Annotated in this window: 20 protein-coding genes; 11 read left to right on the top strand and 9 right to left on the bottom strand. The window is 44.8% G+C overall.

What is annotated here, in order from left to right:
• Positions 1–362 precede the first annotated feature (362 nt).
• Positions 363–731 carry a hypothetical protein gene (locus BM318_RS08995; RefSeq protein WP_092982291.1) on the top strand — a complete coding sequence of 123 codons (369 nt, stop codon included), beginning with the start codon at positions 363–365 and terminating at the stop codon, positions 729–731.
• Here the strand turns inward: BM318_RS08995 and BM318_RS08990 are convergent, their stop codons facing one another.
• Positions 732–1,811, bottom strand: coding sequence for a hypothetical protein (locus BM318_RS08990; protein WP_092982290.1), 1,080 nt, complete (start codon positions 1,809–1,811; stop codon positions 732–734).
• 44 nt (positions 1,812–1,855) lie between these two features.
• Here BM318_RS08990 and tsaE point away from each other — a divergent pair, with 44 nt between their 5' ends.
• The 4 genes from tsaE to BM318_RS08965 all read left to right on the top strand — a co-directional run bounded on the left by tsaE (position 1,856) and on the right by BM318_RS08965 (position 5,135).
• The gene (tsaE, locus tag BM318_RS08985; RefSeq protein ID WP_092982289.1) at positions 1,856–2,272 is read left to right on the top strand and encodes a tRNA (adenosine(37)-N6)-threonylcarbamoyltransferase complex ATPase subunit type 1 TsaE; all 417 of its coding nucleotides are present in this window, start codon (positions 1,856–1,858) and stop codon (positions 2,270–2,272) included.
• An 824-nt stretch (positions 2,273–3,096) separates the two neighbouring features.
• Complete coding sequence (locus BM318_RS14495) at positions 3,097–3,444, top strand: hypothetical protein (protein ID WP_245759794.1); 348 nt, start codon at positions 3,097–3,099, stop codon at positions 3,442–3,444.
• Between the two features lie 116 nt (positions 3,445–3,560).
• Entirely contained in the window at positions 3,561–4,757 is a 1,197-nt protein-coding gene (locus BM318_RS08970; protein WP_092982286.1) for an alanine dehydrogenase, read from the top strand.
• Between the two features lie 3 nt (positions 4,758–4,760).
• A complete protein-coding gene (locus BM318_RS08965) occupies positions 4,761–5,135 on the top strand; it encodes a hypothetical protein (protein WP_092982285.1) in 375 nt (124 codons plus the stop codon).
• Between the two features lie 23 nt (positions 5,136–5,158).
• Here BM318_RS08965 and BM318_RS08960 read toward each other — a convergent pair whose 3' ends face one another.
• Positions 5,159–6,325, bottom strand: coding sequence for a proline dehydrogenase family protein (locus BM318_RS08960; protein WP_092982284.1), 1,167 nt, complete (start codon positions 6,323–6,325; stop codon positions 5,159–5,161).
• Between the two features lie 94 nt (positions 6,326–6,419).
• On the opposite strand from BM318_RS08960, the gene aroB reads away from it, so the two are divergent.
• Together aroB and BM318_RS08950 are read left to right on the top strand one after the other, a co-directional pair.
• Positions 6,420–7,481: a 3-dehydroquinate synthase gene (gene aroB, locus BM318_RS08955; RefSeq protein ID WP_092982283.1), complete on the top strand. Its 1,062-nt coding sequence runs from the start codon at positions 6,420–6,422 to the stop codon at positions 7,479–7,481.
• Positions 7,482–7,594: 113 nt separating this feature from the next.
• On the top strand, positions 7,595–7,900 hold the full coding sequence (locus BM318_RS08950; RefSeq protein WP_092982282.1) for a hypothetical protein: 306 nt from the start codon (positions 7,595–7,597) through the stop codon (positions 7,898–7,900).
• Here the strand turns inward: BM318_RS08950 and BM318_RS08945 are convergent.
• From BM318_RS08945 to BM318_RS08935, 3 genes are all read right to left on the bottom strand, one after another.
• The gene (locus tag BM318_RS08945) at positions 7,897–8,415 is read right to left on the bottom strand and encodes a DinB family protein (RefSeq protein WP_092982281.1); all 519 of its coding nucleotides are present in this window, start codon (positions 8,413–8,415) and stop codon (positions 7,897–7,899) included. The two genes, BM318_RS08950 and BM318_RS08945, sit on opposite strands and share 4 nt — an antisense overlap.
• The gene (locus BM318_RS08940) at positions 8,415–8,894 is read right to left on the bottom strand and encodes an Lrp/AsnC family transcriptional regulator (RefSeq protein ID WP_092982280.1); all 480 of its coding nucleotides are present in this window, start codon (positions 8,892–8,894) and stop codon (positions 8,415–8,417) included. Before BM318_RS08940 ends, BM318_RS08945 begins: the two co-directional genes overlap by 1 nt.
• A 79-nt stretch (positions 8,895–8,973) precedes the next feature.
• A complete protein-coding gene (locus BM318_RS08935; protein ID WP_092982279.1) occupies positions 8,974–10,071 on the bottom strand; it encodes a M14 family zinc carboxypeptidase in 1,098 nt (365 codons plus the stop codon).
• A 254-nt stretch (positions 10,072–10,325) separates the two neighbouring features.
• Here BM318_RS08935 and BM318_RS08930 point away from each other — a divergent pair, with 254 nt between their 5' ends.
• The 4 genes from BM318_RS08930 to BM318_RS08915 all read left to right on the top strand — a co-directional run bounded on the left by BM318_RS08930 (position 10,326) and on the right by BM318_RS08915 (position 12,886).
• Positions 10,326–10,763, top strand: coding sequence for a helix-turn-helix domain-containing protein (locus BM318_RS08930; RefSeq protein WP_092982278.1), 438 nt, complete (start codon positions 10,326–10,328; stop codon positions 10,761–10,763).
• A 114-nt stretch (positions 10,764–10,877) separates the two neighbouring features.
• Complete coding sequence (locus BM318_RS08925) at positions 10,878–11,660, top strand: DUF6090 family protein (RefSeq protein ID WP_092982277.1); 783 nt, start codon at positions 10,878–10,880, stop codon at positions 11,658–11,660.
• A gap of 43 nt (positions 11,661–11,703) precedes the next feature.
• Entirely contained in the window at positions 11,704–12,072 is a 369-nt protein-coding gene (locus BM318_RS08920) for a DNA topoisomerase IV (RefSeq protein WP_092983464.1), read from the top strand.
• A gap of 1 nt (position 12,073) precedes the next feature.
• Positions 12,074–12,886: a TerC family protein gene (locus tag BM318_RS08915; protein WP_092982276.1), complete on the top strand. Its 813-nt coding sequence runs from the start codon at positions 12,074–12,076 to the stop codon at positions 12,884–12,886.
• Here the strand turns inward: BM318_RS08915 and BM318_RS08910 are convergent.
• From BM318_RS08910 to ychF, 4 genes are all read right to left on the bottom strand, one after another.
• Positions 12,883–13,833 carry a sterol desaturase family protein gene (locus tag BM318_RS08910; protein WP_092982275.1) on the bottom strand — a complete coding sequence of 317 codons (951 nt, stop codon included), beginning with the start codon at positions 13,831–13,833 and terminating at the stop codon, positions 12,883–12,885. The genes BM318_RS08915 and BM318_RS08910 overlap by 4 nt on opposite strands.
• A 118-nt stretch (positions 13,834–13,951) precedes the next feature.
• Positions 13,952–16,642, bottom strand: coding sequence for a DNA gyrase/topoisomerase IV subunit A (locus BM318_RS08905; RefSeq protein ID WP_092982274.1), 2,691 nt, complete (start codon positions 16,640–16,642; stop codon positions 13,952–13,954).
• Between the two features lie 21 nt (positions 16,643–16,663).
• A complete protein-coding gene (locus BM318_RS08900) occupies positions 16,664–18,523 on the bottom strand; it encodes a DNA topoisomerase IV subunit B (protein ID WP_092982273.1) in 1,860 nt (619 codons plus the stop codon).
• Positions 18,524–18,625: 102 nt separating this feature from the next.
• Complete coding sequence (ychF, locus tag BM318_RS08895) at positions 18,626–19,720, bottom strand: redox-regulated ATPase YchF (RefSeq protein WP_092982272.1); 1,095 nt, start codon at positions 19,718–19,720, stop codon at positions 18,626–18,628.
• Positions 19,721–19,737 lie beyond the last annotated feature (17 nt).

Here is a 19,737-nt window from a genome sequence, read left to right as displayed (position 1 = left end):
TTCGAGCACGAAGTCAGACTTGTAGAAATAAGAACGACGTGATCTATCATACCCGATTTTGGCGTCATAATCCTTTAATTGTTCTAATAAATAGTAGATGGTCCTTTCACTAACGTCCATTCTTTTTGCTAGATCTGTTGGTGACCCAGTACATTCGTCTACAATAAGATTGTGAAGCTGCTGAAGTCGTTCGATGTGTTTAATGTTTTTCATAGAAGTGAGGATAAGGATTAGAAATCTATGATACGAGATATAACAAATATAGTATATATTCTATATTAAATTACAAACAAAAATATATTTATAGTATATTTTCTTATTACGCCAACTTACACTATCTTTATGCAAGCAAACATCACATTATGTCAAAAACCATAGATCGCTTAATGCAATTCATAGATCACCTGGGTGTTAGCGCTCGGAAATTTGATATGTCTATAGGCGCGAGCAACGGCTATACCCTTAGAATGGTAAAAAACCATGCCTCTATAGGAAGCGATGTGATTGAGCGTATCTTGAAAACTTACCCAGAGCTTAACGTAGTTTGGCTTATTACTGGTGATGGGGTAATGCTAAATTCTCAGAAGGAAGAAGAAATCCTTGATTTTGAGAAATTACCACGTTCACAACAAGAAGAAATAGAAAGAATTATAGAAAACAAAATTCAGGAACGACGCCGTTCTGAATTGAAGGAAATAATCTTAGAAGTTCAGAAGGAGATTAGGCCCTGATTATACGGCTTGGTCTAATCTTCTCTCCATTTCATCCTCCAAATATTCTATATTATCCAGTAGTTGTGCTTTTGTCAGGACCAGTTTGGTTATCACACTAGAGAAAATCACAACAGCTATCGTTAAGGGTATTGCTTGAATTGTAATATCAGTTTCTAAAGACAGCTTCGACTGAAAAATTTCCCAGAATTGTAGACAGTAAAGGCAAATGCCAGGTAAAATAACATATTTCCACCATGACTCAGAATAAATTATCCATGCAATAGAATAAACTATGATCTCCAACTTTCCTGTGAAATACCATGCAAATGATTTTGCGTCAACGAATCCAAAGCTGTGACTGAACCAGACACCAAACAGATTAAATTCCCGATTGCTCTCATCAAAATAATAAACCCAAATTTTAAGCATAAGCATCAATATCAGACATATCGGAATTATCCAATTTTTGATGAAGTGTCTATTACCATTCTTAGCAACTACATTATCATATTTTTGCAATTCTTTTTTAGCTAATACCTTAAGGTAGTAAAGTTGATAAATGTCCCGAATGCTTCGTGAATCGTCTATCTGCTTCCTAACTTCCAGTATTTTCTTGTTTAATTTTTGATTACGCCCCTCTATTGCTTCAATAAACAGTTCTAAGCTAGAAGTGTTATCGTCAAACAAGAATATTCTTTTTATATACTTACTATTTCGTATTAGAATTAGCTCGAAAAAGAAAACCATCAAGACCAGGCCCTCTGAACTAAAAACTATTTTGGAGCTTAATCCAAAGCCCAGGATTTCAGCGAAGAATGCCATGTAGTGGTAAAATGACATTAAAAGAAAAATGATTCTTATTCTTGTTGGAGTGAAAATGTAAAAAAGCGAGTATAATCCGAATAAAGATAATTGAGTCAATACATACCACATGAATGTTTGACTATCCTGATATTGACTGCTAATTGTAATACCAAAGAGTAAATTAGAATTATCTGGCCATATCATATGTAATAATGGAAAAAAGGGTAGCAATAAAATCATAATCGCCACTATCAGTTCATCGCTAACAATATTTCTCCAAGCTCTTAATTTCATACTTTAAGATCTCGACCTTATCGATCCAATAAAACTTCAATATAATGATTATTTACTATAAACTTGAGGAAATAGAAGATATAGCGAAAATAATTTTAAGTTTTGGAGCAAATAATATTTGTCTTCAAGGTCAAATGGGTTCTGGTAAAACCACCTTAATTAGATCTATTATGGATCACTTGAACACGGTTGATAATGTTTCAAGTCCCACATACGGCCTGCTCAATCAATATCAAAATTCGACTGGCGAAGTGATTGGCTATCATTTTGATCTGTTTCGTGTAGAATCTCAAGAAGAGTTGAAGGGATTAGATATCGAAACATACTTGGAATCACCTGTATTAACATTTATTGAATGGCCAGAGCTCATTGAAGGTAAGAGTCTCGAAAACACTCTTCATATAAATTTCTCGACTATCGACAATAATAAAAGGGGTTTGGAGATAACCCGTTTAAGCTGATGCGCCATATCGACAAACCTGAATTATTATTGCATTATATTCGATGAAATACCAGATAATCGCCAAAAGGTTTGGTTTTATCGATGAAATGCACTACTATTGTCAAAGTTTTGTTAGGGAATTTAAGCCAATTTCCTACTTTTGGTATTACACGAAAATGAAAAACCGAGACACTATGAAGTTTGCCAATAAATTCTTTTTTGGAGCATTTGCTATCTGCATCCTAATGGTAGCATCATGCAGTAATGATAGTTCTGACGGTCTTTATGATTCAATTGATCGAGATAAGGTTAAAGTTCTGAGGCCTAAGAGTATCGATCGTGATAAAGTAAAAGTTCTCCGACCTAAAACCGAAAGCATTGATCGCGATAAGGTAAAGGTTCTAAGGAAACAATAAGTCGCTGAGACAGAATATAGGATTTTATCGTTTCATCGATATTATTCAACATTCATCGATATTAGGAAAGGGATAACCAATATGTTGTCCCTTTTTTCGTTGGTATAATATTCGCCAAACACCCAAATCGATGGAATCATTAAGAACTAAAGCTGCTTCATTGACTAAGAAAAGGCTGTTAATCGAAAGCCTAGCTCTCTTACTCATTATAAGCACACCGTTCGTTTTTAAATCTCACGAATATTTTCCAGTAGATCCGGATGAAACAATTTCATTTCTAGGAATTGAAATTACACGCAACGGATTTTCTGATATCGGAGCTTACATTTGGTTTCTATTGGGGAAAATTATCCCCCTCTATCTCTTGGTAATATGGTTTTTCACTTGCAAACACTGGTGGTATCATACCATATTGATTCCAATTTGTATGTACGCTTTCCAAATCTTTGAAGCTGTCTATTTTGAAGATCCGGCTGTAGATACTGAGAATGTACTTTGGATTCTCCCTATCTGTATGGTCATAATTCCTTTTGTGTACTTTGTAAGATTAAAGCTTTTTGATAAGTATGTTCACGGAATAGACCTGGAGGCGATGAATGCTGAGTTACAGTATTACAAGACCAAGGAAAAGGAGCAGATGCAGAAAGCAGGTATATATACCGATGAATCAATTACTGCAGAAACAGTTGAGCAGGATCTTTCGGATGCTACTCCAAAACGCACAATAAATCAATTACTGAGCAGTGTTCAGGCCTCTTTCAGAAGCCTGTTCTAAAAGTTGATAACTTCTATAAGAGGAGGGCAATGCCCTCCTTTTTTTGTGCCCAGCCGAAAGGCATTTATTTGTAAATTTGAATAACACCAACCACTTAGCAACCAGCACTGTTGCCAATGACTGAGCCGTCGTCCCCCTTTAGTAAACAACAATTACTCCCTCAAGAGGAAAAACTCGAAATCCTTAGGCAAAAAGGGGAACTCTATATTGGAATTCCTAAAGAAAGTCAGTTCCAGGAGAAAAGAATTTGCCTTACCCCGGACGCCGTGGGCGCGATAACCGCACACGGGCACAAAGTACTTATTGAATCTGAAGCTGGCGAAGGAGCTGGATTTTCGGATTTGGATTATACCAATGCAGGAGCTAAGATTACCCGAGATACCAAGAAAGTCTTTGGGTGCCCGATAATCCTGAAAGTAGAGCCCCCTACCCTGGGCGAATTAGAGTTTATCAATCCGCAGAGCACCTTAATTTCCGCCTTGCAGATCAAAATGCAGAATAAGGAATACTTTGAAGCCCTTGCGCGCAAAAGAATTACCGCGGTTGCCTTTGAATATATTCGCGACGACGATGGTAAATACCCTGCCGTCAGGTCCCTGAGCGAAATTGCAGGTACCGCCTCCGTACTCATTGCTTCGGAGATCATGGCTGCCGATGAGGGGAACGGGCTTATGTTTGGGAATATCAGCGGGGTCCCACCTGTGGAAGTTGTGATCATCGGTGCGGGAACTGTAGGCGAATTCGCTGCCCGCTCGGCCTTAGGGTTGGGCGCTAATGTAAAGGTGTTCGACAATTCCCTTACCAAGCTCAGGAATATTCAACGCAATCTCAATCAAACGCTTTATACCTCTACAATACAACCTAAAAATTTGTTGAAGGCCCTGCGGCGTTGCGATGTAGCCATTGGTGCAGTACGCGGCACCGACCGCGCTCCGGTTATTGTTACCGAGACTATGGTGGAGCACATGAAGAAAAGCGCCATCATTATCGATGTTAGCATAGATATGGGAGGTTGTTTTGAAACCAGTGAAATAACCACCCATAAAAAACCCACCTACCGCAAATACGATGTGATACATTACGCTGTTCCCAATATCCCAGCGCGCTATCCCAAGACCTCTTCTGTTTCTATAAGTAATATCTTTACGCCTTATTTGCTGAGCATTGGCGACGATGGCGGACTGGAGAATGCCCTTCGCTTCGATAAAGGGCTGCGGAATGGTCTGTATATGTATCATGGGATTTTGACCAACAGATCCGTCGGAGAATGGTTCGACCTGAAATTCAGCGATATCAACTTTCTGATTTTTTAAATCATGGGATTCTTAAAGCGATTTGGCTGGTACCTTATGGGCCTCTCTATTGGTTTGATTTTTCTGGCGTTTTTCTGGAAGAAAAAGTCTCAGGAAACTGGTGTGGAATTCTGTTACCTACCCAATTGCAGGGTACTTAAAGCATTACGGGAGAGTCCGTTAGAAGTAAATGAAGAACTCCGGCAATATGCAGATACCGCTGCTGTAACCTTTTTATTGCGGGAAGGGGATGTGGAATTTGATCTCAGTGATCCTCGCGGCGAACCCTGTCCTTCGTATTTCGTGGTGGGAAATTATCAGGGGGAAATAATCAATCTTCTCCTGGAACGATGCGATTCTACCACCCGACTTATACGCTATGATGTTGTGGTGGATTAAGCTGCTGCAGGCTTCTTCGACCCTTATATACTCCGACGCTTACGCTCTTTCTTAAGCAATTCCAATTCCCTGTTTGTTTGTCCGGCCACTGAGGTATTCTCCTCGGCCCGCCGTATCAAGTAAGGCATTACATCCTTAACCGGACCAAAAGGCAGGTATTTCGCGACGTTATATCCGGCGTTGGCCAGGTTAAAAGAAATATGGTCGCTCATCCCGTAGAGCTGTCCGAACCAAATACGGGGATCGTTTTTCTTAAGGTTGCGGGATTCAATTTCGGACATAAGTTTATAAGAGCTCATCTCGTTGTGGGTACCCGCAAATAAGGCCACGTTATCCAGGTGATCCAGTGCCATGGTTATGGCATTGTCAAAATTCTGGTCTGTTTCCAATTTGGAGGCGCATATTGGCGTGGGATACCCTTTGCGTTCGGCACGGTCGTTCTCCTTTTCGAGATAAGCTCCGCGAACCACTTTAACGCCCACTTTGTATCCTCCGCTCCTGGCCTTCTCGATCTGATCCCTGAAAAAATCTGCCCGATCCCAGCGATACATCTGCAGGGTATTGAATACGATAAAATCCTTTTTGTTGTAGGCGCGCATCATTTCTTCTACCAACTGATCTGCAGCCGGTTGCATCCAGCTTTCCTCGGCATCAATGAGTAAAGATACCCCCAGGTCGTAGGCCTTTTTACAGCTCTGGTCAAAACGCCGCACTACCCTATCCCATTCCGACGATTCGCTTGCTGTTAACTGCTGGCCCGCACTGATTTTTTTATACAATTCAAACCTTCCATATCCGGTGGGTTTGAAAACGGCAAATGGGATGGCGTCTTTTTGCTTTACGAAATCGAGCATCTCCAAGGTTTTGGCCAGGGCATCGTCCAGGGGGTCCTCGGTATCCTTTCCTTCAACGGAGTAATCCAGTACCGTACACACCCCTTTATCCCACATTTTTTCGACTACCGGCATACAATCCTCCTCGCTTACCCCTCCACAGAAATGATCGAAGACGGTTGTTCGGATCAATCCCTCTACCGGCAAGTTGGCTTTAATGGCAAAGTTGGTGAGGCTGGTTCCAATCTTAACCAGGGGCTCCACGGAAATCATACGAAACAGATAATAGGCCCTTTCGAGTTCAGCATCGGATTTTAAGGCAAAAGCCGTTTCGGTATTCTCAAAAATTTCCATCATTTATAACGATTTCGCAAAGCACAAATATAGTTTACCGCGCAATAAAGCGAAGTGGAAAAAATTCGGTTATTTTGCCTTCAAACCCAAGGGAAAGATGGAGTCGCTTCGCTCAGACGCTCACGACGTATTTTTCGGATCAAACGGCTTTCAGGAATTATCCGCGTTTCTGGAAAAGAAAGGGTATTCCAAAGTATTCCTGCTTACAGATACCAATACGCGTCGCGATTGCCTTCCTGTACTGCTGGAGCACTTGCCGGAAGCAGCCACATGGGAATTACTCGAAATGGCTCCCGGCGAATCCAACAAACAGGTAAGCGCCTGTATTCCCCTATGGCAAGCACTTTCCGATAAGGGTGCAGATCGCAAAAGTATCCTGATTAGCCTGGGTGGTGGGGTAGTCACCGATTTGGGAGGATTTGTAGCGTGCACGTATCAGCGCGGTATAGACTTTATAAATATCCCAACTTCCCTCCTGGCCATGGTAGATGCGTCTGTAGGAGGAAAAACCGGGGTAGACCTTGGCAGTCTTAAGAATCAGGTTGGTATTATCCGCCAGCCCGAAATGGTACTGGTCCATTCGCAATTCCTGAAAACCCTGGAAAAGCGTGAGCTTTACAGCGGATTTGCGGAAATGCTAAAGCATGGATTAATTCAGGATCAGGGCTATTGGGAAAACCTGATTACCCGAAAACCGGAGGATATCGGGATTGCGGATATTGCCCATTCGGTCCAAATAAAGAACCAGGTGGTGATACAGGATCCTACGGAAAAAGGCCTGAGAAAAATCCTGAACTTCGGACACACCCTGGGCCATGCCATTGAGTCTTATTTCCTCACGGCCGAAAACCTGCCTACCTTATTGCATGGTGAGGCTATTGCCGCCGGCATGATTCTGGAAGCCCACCTTGCAACAAAGGTATGCCAGCTTCCATCAGAAGCATGCGATCAAATCAAAAACGGGTTTAACCAGTATTTCGAAAAGGTAGCCTTTGAACCCGAACAGATTACTGCCATCAAATCCCTGATGAGCCACGACAAGAAAAATGCCTTTGGCACAGTCAAATTTGCTTTGCTTGAGACTATCGGAGGGGCTACCTATAACTGTGAAGTGAGCGATTCCCAGTTAGATGCCGCTTTTGAATACTACAAGGTTTAGCGGATTTACCTACTATAATCCCCTACTTCACAACTCTTTTATTTGCTGAAATTATTATTGGTTTAGATTCGGAAGGGTAATGCAACTAAGTTATTCAACCAAGCAACCGAATCATGAAGCGTATCATTATCGATTACAAAAAACTGACCCAGGAAATGGCTGCTGCGCTCCTGCAACAGTATCCTCAAGGTTATGGAGATGAAGACATTATCTCATTTAAGAATGCCAAAGGAGAATGGGTCGAAGCTGTAGAACTTCCCGCAGGGGATGTACTCTACCTGGTAAAAATCAGCCAGAATCTGAGCTACCTCATGTCGCACTTCGATGACTTTAGCGAGGAAACTGCTGAGGCCAAACCAGCTGCACTGGAAAATGAGTATGACGGATCGCTCGAGAGCGACCTGGCGCTTGAAGATTAAAGGTAGCGTTCTCGCAAGATGCCACGGTGGTAGCGAATGTGCCCGCACATTATAAAGCCAAGGGCTCCAAGGCTTATAAACTGGTCACTTGCACGTCCTTTAAAGTCGAGGTCTTCCCTTGAAAACCTGCTGAAGAGCTCAATAGATGCTTTTCTTACGGTCTGGAAACTCTCAACGATTTCGGCCCGGGAATAATCCGCTTCGGGATTTTGGGCTGCCCACTCGTCCTGATCAAAACCAGCCAGAGGCGTTGTATCCTTCCGGCCAAATCGCAAAGCGCGATACTGAAAAACCCGCTCTGTATCTAACAGATGTAAAAACACCTGAGCTACTGTCCACTTTCCGGGAGCGTAACTATAATTCCACTTCTCTTCAGGAATACTCCGGATAAACTGCGGGAAATTATTCAATTGGTTCTCCAGGAACTGAACCAATTCCATATCCTCCGGGATAACATTTAGATAGCCTCTATAGAATTCCGGACAATCCGAATCTTTGACTTCCGACCGCTTCATTACAGTTCGTTGAAGATGGTGTGCATCAAACGTTTCTTGTCGTTGATGCTTTCCTCCAGGGAAATCATGGTCTCCGTTCGGGATATTCCTTCAATATCATCGATACGGAAAATGATGTTTTTGGCGTGATTGGTATCCCTTGCCCGTATTTTGCAGAAAATATTAAACTTACCAGTGGTGATGTGCGCTACAGTAACGTATGGGATCTCCGTGAGGCGCTCCAAAACAAATTTGGTCTGATGTGTCTTTTCCAGAAAAATCCCTACATATGCGATAAAGGAATATCCCAGCTTAACATAATCCAGCGTCAGGGAACTCCCCTTTATGATGCCGGCCTCTTCCATCTTTTTCACACGCACATGAACCGTCCCCGCAGAAATAAGCAACTTCTTGGCAATATCTGTGAAAGGAGTCCGGGTATTGTCGATTAACATGTCCAGAATCTGGTGGTCAATCTCGTCTAGCTTGACTTTGCCCATGCTTAAATAATTTTTGACAAAAATAAAGAATTAAGGAATAAACGCTAACAAAAACCTCGTTTTTTTGAATATACTGCAATTAATGGCGCTGCAATAAAGACAAGAGGTCGGGCTTGTTTTCGATGTAAATGCGGTCATCGGGATTCTTAGCGTCTAATTCGCGATGGCCATAAGTTGCTGTGGAGAGCGCTGGATCTGCCCATTGTGGAGCCCAGCTAATCGCATCAGCTTTCAACTCTTCTGCATATTGAATGGCTATGGGGTCCTCATCGCCTGCATACCCCAAAACCGATGGATTATGGATCAGGATATCTACAAAGTCCTTGGTGTTTTCCGGGATCGCCCGGTACTGCTCAGTGGAATACTTTTGATGGCTTCCTCCCGACAAACTTTCCAAAGCCGCTACTAGTGCACAGAAAACAAAATAGCGGGTGGTATGCCGATGGTAATCTCCGGGAAAGTGGCCCGCCTCAAATAACAGGGTAGCACTCCCCTTCTTCTGAAAACTATCTCCCACGCAATTGGGATTAAAACTATCATCGTACAATCCTATAGCCCCTGGTAATGCTTCAGACAACTCGTTGTGGATCGCGGCAATTAACTGCATGGCCTGGGAGCGGTTACCTCCTGCTGAACGTTCCTCGTTAAAAGCCGGCGCAAGAAAAGAAAGGGTTGCAGGCTTTCGGCTTCCTCCTACATTATAAATAGTGCGTTGGTCGTGCAGGTTAAAACAGAACTGTGGCGCAAAGGATTGGTATATCTGGCTCAAGGCCTGGCTCTCGGGCTGGGTTTGATCTACGGCATCCCGGTTCAGGTCAATCCCGTTCGCATTTTCACGGGTGTAGGCAAAAGCCCCATCGGGATTTAGCATGGGGACTATCCCCAACGTGAGTTTTTTGAGAATTACAGGCTTTTCCTCCCGGACATACTTTATTGTATCCAGTAATGCCCTTGTGGTGGTGGACTCGTTTCCATGCATCTGTGACCACAACAAAACGCGAATAGGCCCGGTTCCCAATTCCAAAAATGAAATGGATTGTCCCGAAACCGATGAACCGATTTGCCTTAAATCCCCAGCCAGGTTCAAAGCATTCAAAGCTTCTTTTAAGGTTTGAGGGGGAAGGTACCTGCCATCCAGATCGGGTAGTCGAAAATCATTAAATGCCTCCCGGGTCATCCTTTCATTTTGTTACAAAGTTAAGTGGTTACATTGTTACAGAACTAAGCTTATTTTTTACATTTGTAACTAAAATTAGCAGGGGAAACCGGGTTATTTTTTAATTCTGTAACTACAAGTTATGTCTACGTGCTATATAATTTGTTTTCAGTGTTTTATAGTGTTTTAAATATTTTAATACTTGAAATTTTTTATCCCCTAAAGTACCGGATTACACCCTTTTTATGCTGATAACACCGCTCAAATCGTAACCTATGGTCAACAGTAAAGAATTCGCCGCAAGACTAGAGAAAATGCTAGATTTTTACGAGCTAAGTGCTTCGGCTTTTGCCCGGGCAATTGGCATTCAGCCTTCGGGTATTTCACACTTAATCAGTGGGAGAAACAAGCCTAGCCTCGACTTTGTGATGAAGGTGAATTCGGTTTACCAGGAAGTGAGTTTGGAATGGCTGCTTTACGGAAAGGGATCGTTTCCTTCGACTAAAGCAGATACCGATGTAAAATCGGTTGCCCCTACCCCGGTCAAGGATAATTTAGTTGAGACTGCCCTTGCCGAAGCTCGTATCCAAAGCGAGCAGCCTACCAAAACTTCAAGCGCAAAAGCAGCCTCGGTAATCTCAAAAAGCGTTAGTAGGATTATTATCTGCTATACCGATGGCACTTTTGAGATGCTGCACCAAGATTTGGCGTAATTGAATAACTTCCAAGACAAATTCATAAATAGTGAGCGTATTCCTTTCTGCAGCAAACCGCCAGGGCTTATCTTTACTTCGCGCTTGGGTTTCACTAAGAGCTACCTGTAACCAATGATCAAATTCTTCAGGAAAATCAGACAAAACCTGCTTGCAAAAGGCAAAGCAGTTCAGTATCTCAAATACGCTGTCGGAGAAATTATCCTGGTTGTTATAGGGATTTTGATTGCACTTCAGATCAATAATTGGAATGAACAGCGAAAAGACAACGCAAAAGAGCAGGCGATTCTCAAAAGACTAAAAAAGGAGTTCATAGCCAACAAGGAACAACTCCTGGAAAAGATTGAGAGTAGAAATGATATCAATAAGAAATGCGTTCGATTACTCACTTTGTACAATGAACCAGAAAAAGCCGAATTAGACAGTATTATTTTATACTTCGGGAGCATTATTCCAACAACCTTTGATCCGATTCAAAACGACCTGGTCCGTTCAGGAAATATCGAAATCGTCAAAAGCGAAGAGCTCAAACAACTACTGATTAATTGGAGTACGGATGTTGTGCAACTCAGAGAGGTTGAGCAAATGTTTTTAAGATACTGGGAAACACAATTTTCGAATTACACCAATGAAATAGGCATTCAACGGGATTTCGGATACAGTTTTTGGCAAAAAGCAACTTCAAGCATGTTGGAGGTAACAGAAATCCGAAATCCTATTCCGGGTAAATCCACCATCGCTGAGGTCAGTAAGGAAGCATTACTATCTGATGCGAGACTTGAAGGTATCATTACCTGGAGCTTAAATTTAAATTCCTTTACCAATCAAGAAAGCCAAACCCTTTTAAAGCGAATCGATTATATTCTCGAAGTTATAACTGCTGAGATCAAAGAATAAGATCACCTTGATTATGATGAGTTCCTTTCAAAAACCCGCACCCTTGAAATTCGCATTACTTTTTATCCCCCTGCTTTTTACCTCCTGCTATCAGCCAGAGCGCGACTGCTCAAAATTTAAGGAAGGGACTTTTCAATTTTCAGTCGAAGAGAATGGAGAAACCCTCACCACGGAGTTTACCCGATATGGGGAATTGGAAGTGTCGGAGTTTAATGGCCAAACAGACAGCGCCCGCATCCGCTGGATTAACGACTGCGAATACGTACTCACAAGCCTTACAGATACTACTATTGGAGGCGACAAGCCCATCCATATGAAGATTTTGTCCACCACGGAAGATTCCTATACATTTGAGTACAAATTTGTGGGAACCCAGAACATTTCGAGGGGAACCGCTGTAAAGATCGATTGAAATGTTCGAAATTTTTGCCAGCCCTGATGCCTGGTTCGCCCTGTTAACCCTTACGTTCCTGGAAATAATCCTGGGGATCGACAACATTATCTTTATCACCATTGCCGCTGGCAAGCTGGAACCTTCTCAGCGAAAAAGGGCTACCAATATTGGTTTGGTACTGGCCATGGCCATGCGAATCCTTTTATTATTTGGAATCACCTGGCTTACTGCCCTGAAAAAACCATTACATGTTTTCGATGAGCCCTGGCTTCACGGAGCTATCAGCGGACAAGCACTGATTTTGTTCTTCGGTGGATTATTCCTCCTGTTTAAGGCTACCAAGGAAATCCATGAAAAGGTAGAAGACCGGGGCCATGACGAACGCGAGGTGCGTAAAGCGCGATCCTCGACCATGACCAATGCAATCCTTCAGATTACGGTGATTAATATTGTTTTCTCCTTTGATTCCATACTAACCGCAATTGGGATGACCAACGGAATTTCCCCCAATCCCAACGATGCACTGATCCTGATGATTGTTGCCGTGGTGATTTCGGTAATTATTATGATGCTGTTTGCGAACCCGGTTGGGAATTTTGTCAACCGGCACCCCTCTATCCAAATCCTGGGGCTTTCCTTCCTTATCCTAATCGGATTTATGCTTATCGCGGAAGCCGCCCACCTCTCCCACCTGGTGGTATTCGACAATGAAATCGGAGCGATACCTAAAGGATACCTCTACTTTGCGATTGCCTTTTCGCTAATGGTAGAATTCCTGGATTTACGCAGGGTGAAAAATAAAACTCCGGAGGAAGAGACCGCTGATAGTTAAGAAGCCTGCACAGGCGCCTTTATTTCCATGCCTTTGCGCAGCAAACGCTGTTGCTGCCTAACACTGAGGGTGCTGCCGTCGGGACTCCAGCCAGGAGGTCCGAAAATGTACATCAGGGCGTGCGAAAACTTCTTTGCGCTTTTGACATCCTTCCAGATATCGCTGAACTCATGGGTTAGGATAACCATGGGATTATAGGAGTTCGGCGGATGGGTTACTCCGTATTCGATATCGATTTCATCATTAAGCGGTTTCCATGTCCCGAAAAGGCGGTCAAAAATATTGAGGATTCCCCCGTGATTCTTATCCATGTACTCGATATTTCGGGCATGGTGCACCTGATGCATGGTATGCGTATTGATGAATCGCTCGAAAATTCCCAGCTTGGGAACATAGGTGGAATGCAATTGAAATTGCCACAAGGCCTCTATTCCCAGACAAACCAACACCATTTCTGGCGGGAAGCCAAGGGCTGGCATCCACATGTAGAATAAAGGCTTATAAATCAGGGTAAACCATCCATTTCGAATAGCTGTACCCAAATTGAAATTGTCGGAAGAGTGGTGCACGATGTGTGCTGCCCAGAGGATGCGGATCTCGTGATTGGCCCGGTGAAACCAGTAATAGGTGAAATCATCGCCTAGCATGCACAGCAACCAAACGTACCAGGCATAACCAAAGGATTCATATCCCAACAGGTTTTCCCTAATGCCTGCGGCGTTTTCAGGATTACAGAGCTCATAGACCGCAGTGAAAAGGGCTATGGAAAAAACAACCTTCAGAAGCGACCCAAGGATGGCTGAGCCTACGCCCATGAATCCACTGGCAAATAAATCCTTCCAGTGATAAATATGATGGTCTCCATTGACTTTGCTGTAGGTAAGCTCTAAAATGATAAAGGCAATGAAACAGGGAACGCCGTATACCAGCGGATCGGATAAATCCATTCTTATTTTTAAGTTTTGGGATTAGGTTGCGGTCCCGATGATACTAAAAAAAAGGCAGTTTGCGGGTATGAAACGATCTTTTTTACAATACCCAAAGCTGTAGACGGACTCATTATTCTTAAAATAAGGAGCCTTGTTGCTCTTCGCCGGGTTTCGTATCGGAATTCGGAGTCTTCGTATCCTTTTCTCTTGAAGCGCTGGCCGGAACATCTTCTTCGTCTACAACTTCCATGTCTTCGGCCTTTGGCGGATCTGGTTCTTCATAAGGCAATGGGTCCAGCGCGTTGATTTCCAGAACTTTATCCTTGGTAAGCTGATTCCCCATAGCAGCAATCCCCTTTACTGCAATAAATTCTTCCAGATCTATTTCCCAGTTAGGTTTGCGCTCTTGCCCCCGCGCTTTGGCGTAGACTACCTCAGCAACGGGCCGGTAATCCGTAAAGATTTTTTCGAGATACGATTTGGGGTGGTCAGTCAGGATATTTTCCTCCTTATCCGGCTGTTCAATCAAAAATCGCTTGACATAAAAGAGTTCCCGGGCGCCTTCCCAATAAATCGCAGACAAAGGCTTTTTCGGATTCCACTTTTCCAATACGATCATTTCCGGATCAAAGTGCATGGTAAGCTCCGGGATTACGGTTTTCACCACTCCCTTTTGGTTTACGATCAGCAAGCGATCCTCAGAGGTGAATTCCCCGAGTAATTCTCCCCTCCCGTCTACATTGAGTCGTTGTACCGTTTCGTCGAACCAAATTTTACGAGGCTTCAGGGTAGAGAGCCCTTTCTCTTTGAGTTCTACGCGCTTAATGGAGTATTTGGTCACGACATTACCCTTGGCATTCCGTCCTTTGATAAGCACGTCGGCAAAGTCGAGGTCCCACTTTAATTTTTTGACACTGCCGGCTTTACGCAGGTTAATGGTTACAACCTCCGCCTCCCCATTGGGGTTTGCACTGAAATAAAGGACCTTGGAAGCGGCTTTACCGTTGGTAAGATCGTAGGAACGATCCCGGGTCACCGAGGTGACGTTGAAGCGCTTAACATAGCTCGCTCCTCCCCGCCCATCGCGATAGATCATGTTGTAGGTGGTGCGCTTATCCTTTTTCTTAAACACCGCTACGTGAATGATATTCTTACCGATAAACGTCTTGGTATCCACTTTGGTGACCATCATTTGACCCTCTTCGGTGAAAACGATGATATCGTCAATATCGCTGCAATCGGTAACGTATTCGTCGCGGCGCAGGGAGGTTCCCACAAAACCTTCCTCACGGTTTACATAAAGCTTGGTGTTTCGGATTACAACCTTGGTGGCCTCGATTTCGTCGAATACCCGAATCTCGGATTTTCGCTCCCGTCCCTGGCCGTATTTCTTTTTGAGATCCTGGAAATAGGCGATGGCAAAATCGGTAAGGTTGTCGAGGTTATGCTGGGTTTCCGCGATATCTTTTTCCAGATTATCCAGATGCTGCTGCGCCTTATCCAGGTCAAAACGGGAGATTCGCTTGATTCGAATCTCGGTAAGCCTGGTAATGTCGGCTTCTACTACCGGGCGTTTCAGGTTCTTGATATGGGGTTTCAGCCCTTTGTCAATTGCAGAGAGGACTCCTTCCCAGGTTTCCTCCTCCTCGATATCCCTGTAGATTCGATTTTCGATAAAGATTCGCTCGAGGGAAGCAAAATGCCATTGATCTTCTAATTCGCCCAATCGGATTTCCAATTCGGCTTTGAGCATTTCCACAGTATGGTCTGTAGATCGGCGGAGCATCTCGCTGACGCCCATAAACACTGGCTTGTTATCTTCGATAATACATGCCAGAGGCGAAATAGACGACTCGCAGGAAGTAAAGGCGTACAGCGCATCAATAGTTTTATCCGGGGAAATTCCGGAAGGAAGGTGGATGAGGATTTCTACCTCGGCCGCCGTATTGTCCTCGATTCGCTTGATTTTGATTTTGCCTTTATCATTGGCTTTGAGGATGGAATCAATGAGGCTTGAGGTATTGCTGCCAAAAGGAATTTCATTGATAACCAGCGTATTCTTATCGCGTTGCGAAATACGGGCGCGCACCCGGATTTTACCCCCGCGCATGCCATCGTTGTAATTCCCGATATCGATAATCCCGCCGGTAGGAAAGTCAGGGTACAAGGTAAATCGCTTGCCTTTGAGATGTTTTACCGAGGCATCGATAAGCTCCTTAAAATTGTGCGGCATTATTTTGGTGGAAAGCCCCACGGCAATACCTTCAGCACCCTGGGCCAAAAGCAGTGGAAATTTTACAGGAAGGTTTACCGGCTCCTTTTTTCGGCCGTCATAACTGAGCTGCCACTCCGTAATTTTCGGGCTGAAGACAACTTCCAGGGCAAACTTAGATAGGCGTGCTTCGATATACCGCGAAGCAGCCGCCCCATCGCCAGTCAGGATATTCCCCCAGTTTCCCTGAGTATCTATCAGGAGGTCCTTCTGCCCTATTTGTACCATGGCATCGGCAATACTCGCATCGCCATGGGGGTGGTATTGCATGGTATTCCCGACAACGTTGGCCACCTTGTTGTACCGGCCGTCATCCATTTCCTTGAGGGAATGCATGATCCGGCGCTGCACGGGCTTGAAACCATCTTCAATGGCAGGAACCGCCCGCTCCAGGATAACATAGGATGCATAGTCCAGGAACCAGTCTTTGTACATACCGGTTACCCGGGTCAAAGCCTCGCTTTCCTGGTTTTGGACTTCCCCTTCATGGGTCTGTTCCTCACCTTCGCTTTCGGGATGTTGTTCGGGATTTAGCTCCTTTTCGTTCTCTTCCATGCGCTCCGCAGGCTCAGGGCTTTATACTTGATTTTCTTCGACCAGATCTACTTCTACCTTGAGGTTTTCGATTATGAATTCCTGTCGGTCCGGGGTATTTTTCCCCATATAAAATTTAAGTAATTCTTCTATTGACATGGCCTTGTCCAGCATTACCGGTTCCAGGCGGATATCGTCGCCAATAAAGTGCTTGAATTCGTCCGGGGAGATTTCCCCCAACCCCTTAAAGCGGGTGATTTCGGGTTTCCCTTTCAAAGCACCGATTGCATCCCTTTTTTCTTCTTCGCTGTAGCAGTAAATGGTCTGCTTTTTATCGCGAACCCTAAAGAGCGGGGTTTGCAAAATATAGAGGTGTCCTTCCTTGATCAATTCCGGGAAGAACTGCAGGAAGAAGGTAATGAGCAACAGGCGAATGTGCATACCATCCACGTCGGCATCTGTGGCAATTACAATGTTGTTATATCGGAGGTCCTCCATGGATTCCTCGATATTCAGGGCTGCCTGCAAGAGGTTGAACTCTTCGTTTTCGTACACGATCTTCTTGGACATCCCGTAGGAATTCAAGGGCTTCCCCCTCAGGCTGAATACGGCCTGCGTGTTGACATCCCGGGACTTCGTTATGGATCCGGACGCGGAATCCCCCTCGGTAATAAACAGGGTCGATTCTAATCGGCGGTCGTTTTTCATATCGCCCAGATGCACCCGGCAGTCCCGTAGTTTTTTGTTGTGCAGGCTGGCCTTCTTGGCACGTTCCCGAGCCAGCTTTCGAATTCCGGAAAGCTCTTTGCGCTCTTTCTCGGCCTGGACAATCTTTCTTTGGATCTTCTCGGCGGTTTCCGGGTTTTTGTGCAGGTAATTATCGAGCTCCCTTTTCAGGAAATCATTGATGTACGTGCGCACTGTGGGTAAGTCCCCGCCCATATCCGTGGAACCCAGTTTGGTTTTGGTCTGGCTTTCAAAGACCGGTTCCATTACTTTAATGGAGATGGCCGATATCACTGATTTTCGGATATCCGAGGCATCGTAGTTCTTGTTGTAAAACTCGCGCAGTGTTTTTACGAGAGCTTCCCGAAAGGCAGCCTGGTGCGTACCCCCCTGCGTGGTGTGCTGTCCGTTTACAAAGGAGTGGTATTCCTCGCTGTATTGGGTTTTGGAATGCGTGAGGGCTACCTCAATATCATTCCCTTTGAGATGGATTATCGGATAAAGTAAGTCGTCCGGACTGTTGTAATCTTCCAACAGGTCCTTTAGCCCGTTTTCTGAATGGAATTTCTCGCCATTAAAAACAATGGTAAGTCCCGGGTTGAGGTACACATAGTTGCGGAGCATCTTCTCCACATACTCGTTGCGGTACTTGAATTTCTTAAAGATGGTTTCGTCCGGGGTGAAGCTAACCTTGGTGCCTCTCTTGCGTGAGGTTTCATCCAGATGTTCCTCCTGCTCCAGGTTCCCTTGCGTGAATTCCGCAGCATGCGACTGCCCGTCCCTGTTGGATTCGACCCTGAAATATGAAGAAAGTGCATTGACCGCCTTGGTCCCTACCCCATTGAGCCCTACGGATTTCTTGAAGGCGCGGGTGTCGTACTTTCCTCCTGTATTCATCTTGGATACCACGTCGACCACCTTGCCCAGCGGAATGCCACGACCGTAGTCGCGGACAGTAACCTTGTCTTCGCGTATTGAGATCTCGATGGTTTTACCCGCCCCCATTACGAATTCGTCGATACAGTTATCGATTACCTCTTTTAGCAGGATATAGATACCGTCGTCTGCTGAAGAACCATCCCCGAGTTTTCCGATATACATCCCGGGACGCATACGGATATGCTCCTTCCAGTCCAGCGACCGGATATTGTCCTCGGTATATTGCGTTTCCGCCATGTTCAGGGGTTTGACCTGCTAATATAAAATTATGGCAGACAAAACAAAATCAGGCGGTCCCAAAGTAATTAACAATGGGGAAAGTATGTGTTGATTACTTTGCTAGACGTTAAATCGGAAGTGCATGACATCGCCATCTTTTACGATGTACTCCTTTCCTTCCACCCGCATTTTGCCTGCTTCGCGAACCTTGGCCTCACTACCGTATCCGACGTAATCGTCATAGGCAATTACCTCTGCCCGAATAAAGCCTTTCTCAAAATCAGTATGGATAACCCCGGCTGCCTGAGGTGCGGTAGCTCCCACAGGGATCGTCCAGGCACGGACTTCCTTTTCCCCTGCTGTAAAGTAGGTTTGGAGGTTCAAGAGTGAGTAGGCAGCGCGAATCATCTTTGAAGCTCCAGGCTCGTCCAACCCAATATCCTCCAGGAAAAGCTGGCGTTCTTCAAAACTCTCCAACTCGGCAATATCGGCTTCGGTTCCTACCGCCAGCACCAGTACCTCGGCCTGCTCTGCGGCAACCTCCTCGCGTACCTGGTCTACATAAGCATTGCCTGAAACTGCAGCACCTTCGTCGACGTTGCAGACGTAGAGGACGGGTTTATCCGTAATGAGCTGCAAGTGTTTGATGTATTCTTTGTAATCGTCCTCTTTAAGTTCTAAGGCGCGAACGGAGGATCCGGCTTCCAGGCCATTCTTGACCTGTTGCAATACCTCAACTTCTTTCTGGGCTTCCTTATTTCCTGTACGCGCTGTACGCCCAACCCGGTCCAGGCGTTTCCCCACGGATTCCAGATCTTTTAGCTGCAGTTCCATGTCGATGGTCTCCTTATCCCGTATGGGATCCACGGAACCGTCTACGTGAACCACGTTGTCGTTATCAAAGCAACGCAATACGTGCAGGATGGCATCAGTTTCCCGGATATTCCCGAGAAATTGGTTACCCAGGCCCTCCCCCTTGCTGGCCCCTTTGACCAAACCGGCAATATCGACGATTTCTACCGTAGCGGGAATTACCCGTTGCGGATTTACAAGGGACTCCAGCTTCTCCAGGCGCTGGTCGGGGACGTTGACTACCCCAATATTGGGTTCAATGGTGCAGAACGGGAAGTTTGCACTTTGGGCCTTTGCATTGGAAAGGCAATTAAAAAGGGTGGATTTCCCAACGTTGGGCAGTCCGACGATACCAGCTTTCATAGGCATTTGAATTCGCC

This window comes from Robiginitalea myxolifaciens, assembly GCF_900115205.1.
Classification (GTDB): domain Bacteria; phylum Bacteroidota; class Bacteroidia; order Flavobacteriales; family Flavobacteriaceae; genus Robiginitalea; species Robiginitalea myxolifaciens.
Note: the sequence above shows the minus strand (reverse complement) of the source record. Positions and strands in the feature narration are given on the sequence as shown.

What these genes read in the sequence shown, in the direction of transcription:
- tsaE (WP_092982289.1), top strand. Translation starts at nt 1,856, where the DNA reads ATGATTATTTACTATAAACTTGAGGAAATAGAAGATATAGCGAAAATA.
- BM318_RS08970 (WP_092982286.1), top strand. Translation starts at nt 3,561, where the DNA reads ATGACTGAGCCGTCGTCCCCCTTTAGTAAACAACAATTACTCCCTCAA.
- BM318_RS08940 (WP_092982280.1), bottom strand. Translation starts at nt 8,894, where the DNA reads ATGGGCAAAGTCAAGCTAGACGAGATTGACCACCAGATTCTGGACATG.
- ychF (WP_092982272.1), bottom strand. Translation starts at nt 19,720, where the DNA reads ATGAAAGCTGGTATCGTCGGACTGCCCAACGTTGGGAAATCCACCCTT.
- BM318_RS08960 (WP_092982284.1), bottom strand. Translation starts at nt 6,325, where the DNA reads ATGATGGAAATTTTTGAGAATACCGAAACGGCTTTTGCCTTAAAATCC.
- BM318_RS08935 (WP_092982279.1), bottom strand. Translation starts at nt 10,071, where the DNA reads ATGACCCGGGAGGCATTTAATGATTTTCGACTACCCGATCTGGATGGC.
- BM318_RS08910 (WP_092982275.1), bottom strand. Translation starts at nt 13,833, where the DNA reads ATGGATTTATCCGATCCGCTGGTATACGGCGTTCCCTGTTTCATTGCC.
- BM318_RS08950 (WP_092982282.1), top strand. Translation starts at nt 7,595, where the DNA reads ATGAAGCGTATCATTATCGATTACAAAAAACTGACCCAGGAAATGGCT.
- BM318_RS08945 (WP_092982281.1), bottom strand. Translation starts at nt 8,415, where the DNA reads ATGAAGCGGTCGGAAGTCAAAGATTCGGATTGTCCGGAATTCTATAGA.
- BM318_RS08995 (WP_092982291.1), top strand. Translation starts at nt 363, where the DNA reads ATGTCAAAAACCATAGATCGCTTAATGCAATTCATAGATCACCTGGGT.
- BM318_RS08930 (WP_092982278.1), top strand. Translation starts at nt 10,326, where the DNA reads ATGGTCAACAGTAAAGAATTCGCCGCAAGACTAGAGAAAATGCTAGAT.
- BM318_RS14495 (WP_245759794.1), top strand. Translation starts at nt 3,097, where the DNA reads ATGTACGCTTTCCAAATCTTTGAAGCTGTCTATTTTGAAGATCCGGCT.
- BM318_RS08990 (WP_092982290.1), bottom strand. Translation starts at nt 1,811, where the DNA reads ATGAAATTAAGAGCTTGGAGAAATATTGTTAGCGATGAACTGATAGTG.
- aroB (WP_092982283.1), top strand. Translation starts at nt 6,420, where the DNA reads ATGGAGTCGCTTCGCTCAGACGCTCACGACGTATTTTTCGGATCAAAC.
- BM318_RS08925 (WP_092982277.1), top strand. Translation starts at nt 10,878, where the DNA reads ATGATCAAATTCTTCAGGAAAATCAGACAAAACCTGCTTGCAAAAGGC.
- BM318_RS08900 (WP_092982273.1), bottom strand. Translation starts at nt 18,523, where the DNA reads ATGGCGGAAACGCAATATACCGAGGACAATATCCGGTCGCTGGACTGG.
- BM318_RS08965 (WP_092982285.1), top strand. Translation starts at nt 4,761, where the DNA reads ATGGGATTCTTAAAGCGATTTGGCTGGTACCTTATGGGCCTCTCTATT.
- BM318_RS08905 (WP_092982274.1), bottom strand. Translation starts at nt 16,642, where the DNA reads ATGGAAGAGAACGAAAAGGAGCTAAATCCCGAACAACATCCCGAAAGC.
- BM318_RS08915 (WP_092982276.1), top strand. Translation starts at nt 12,074, where the DNA reads ATGTTCGAAATTTTTGCCAGCCCTGATGCCTGGTTCGCCCTGTTAACC.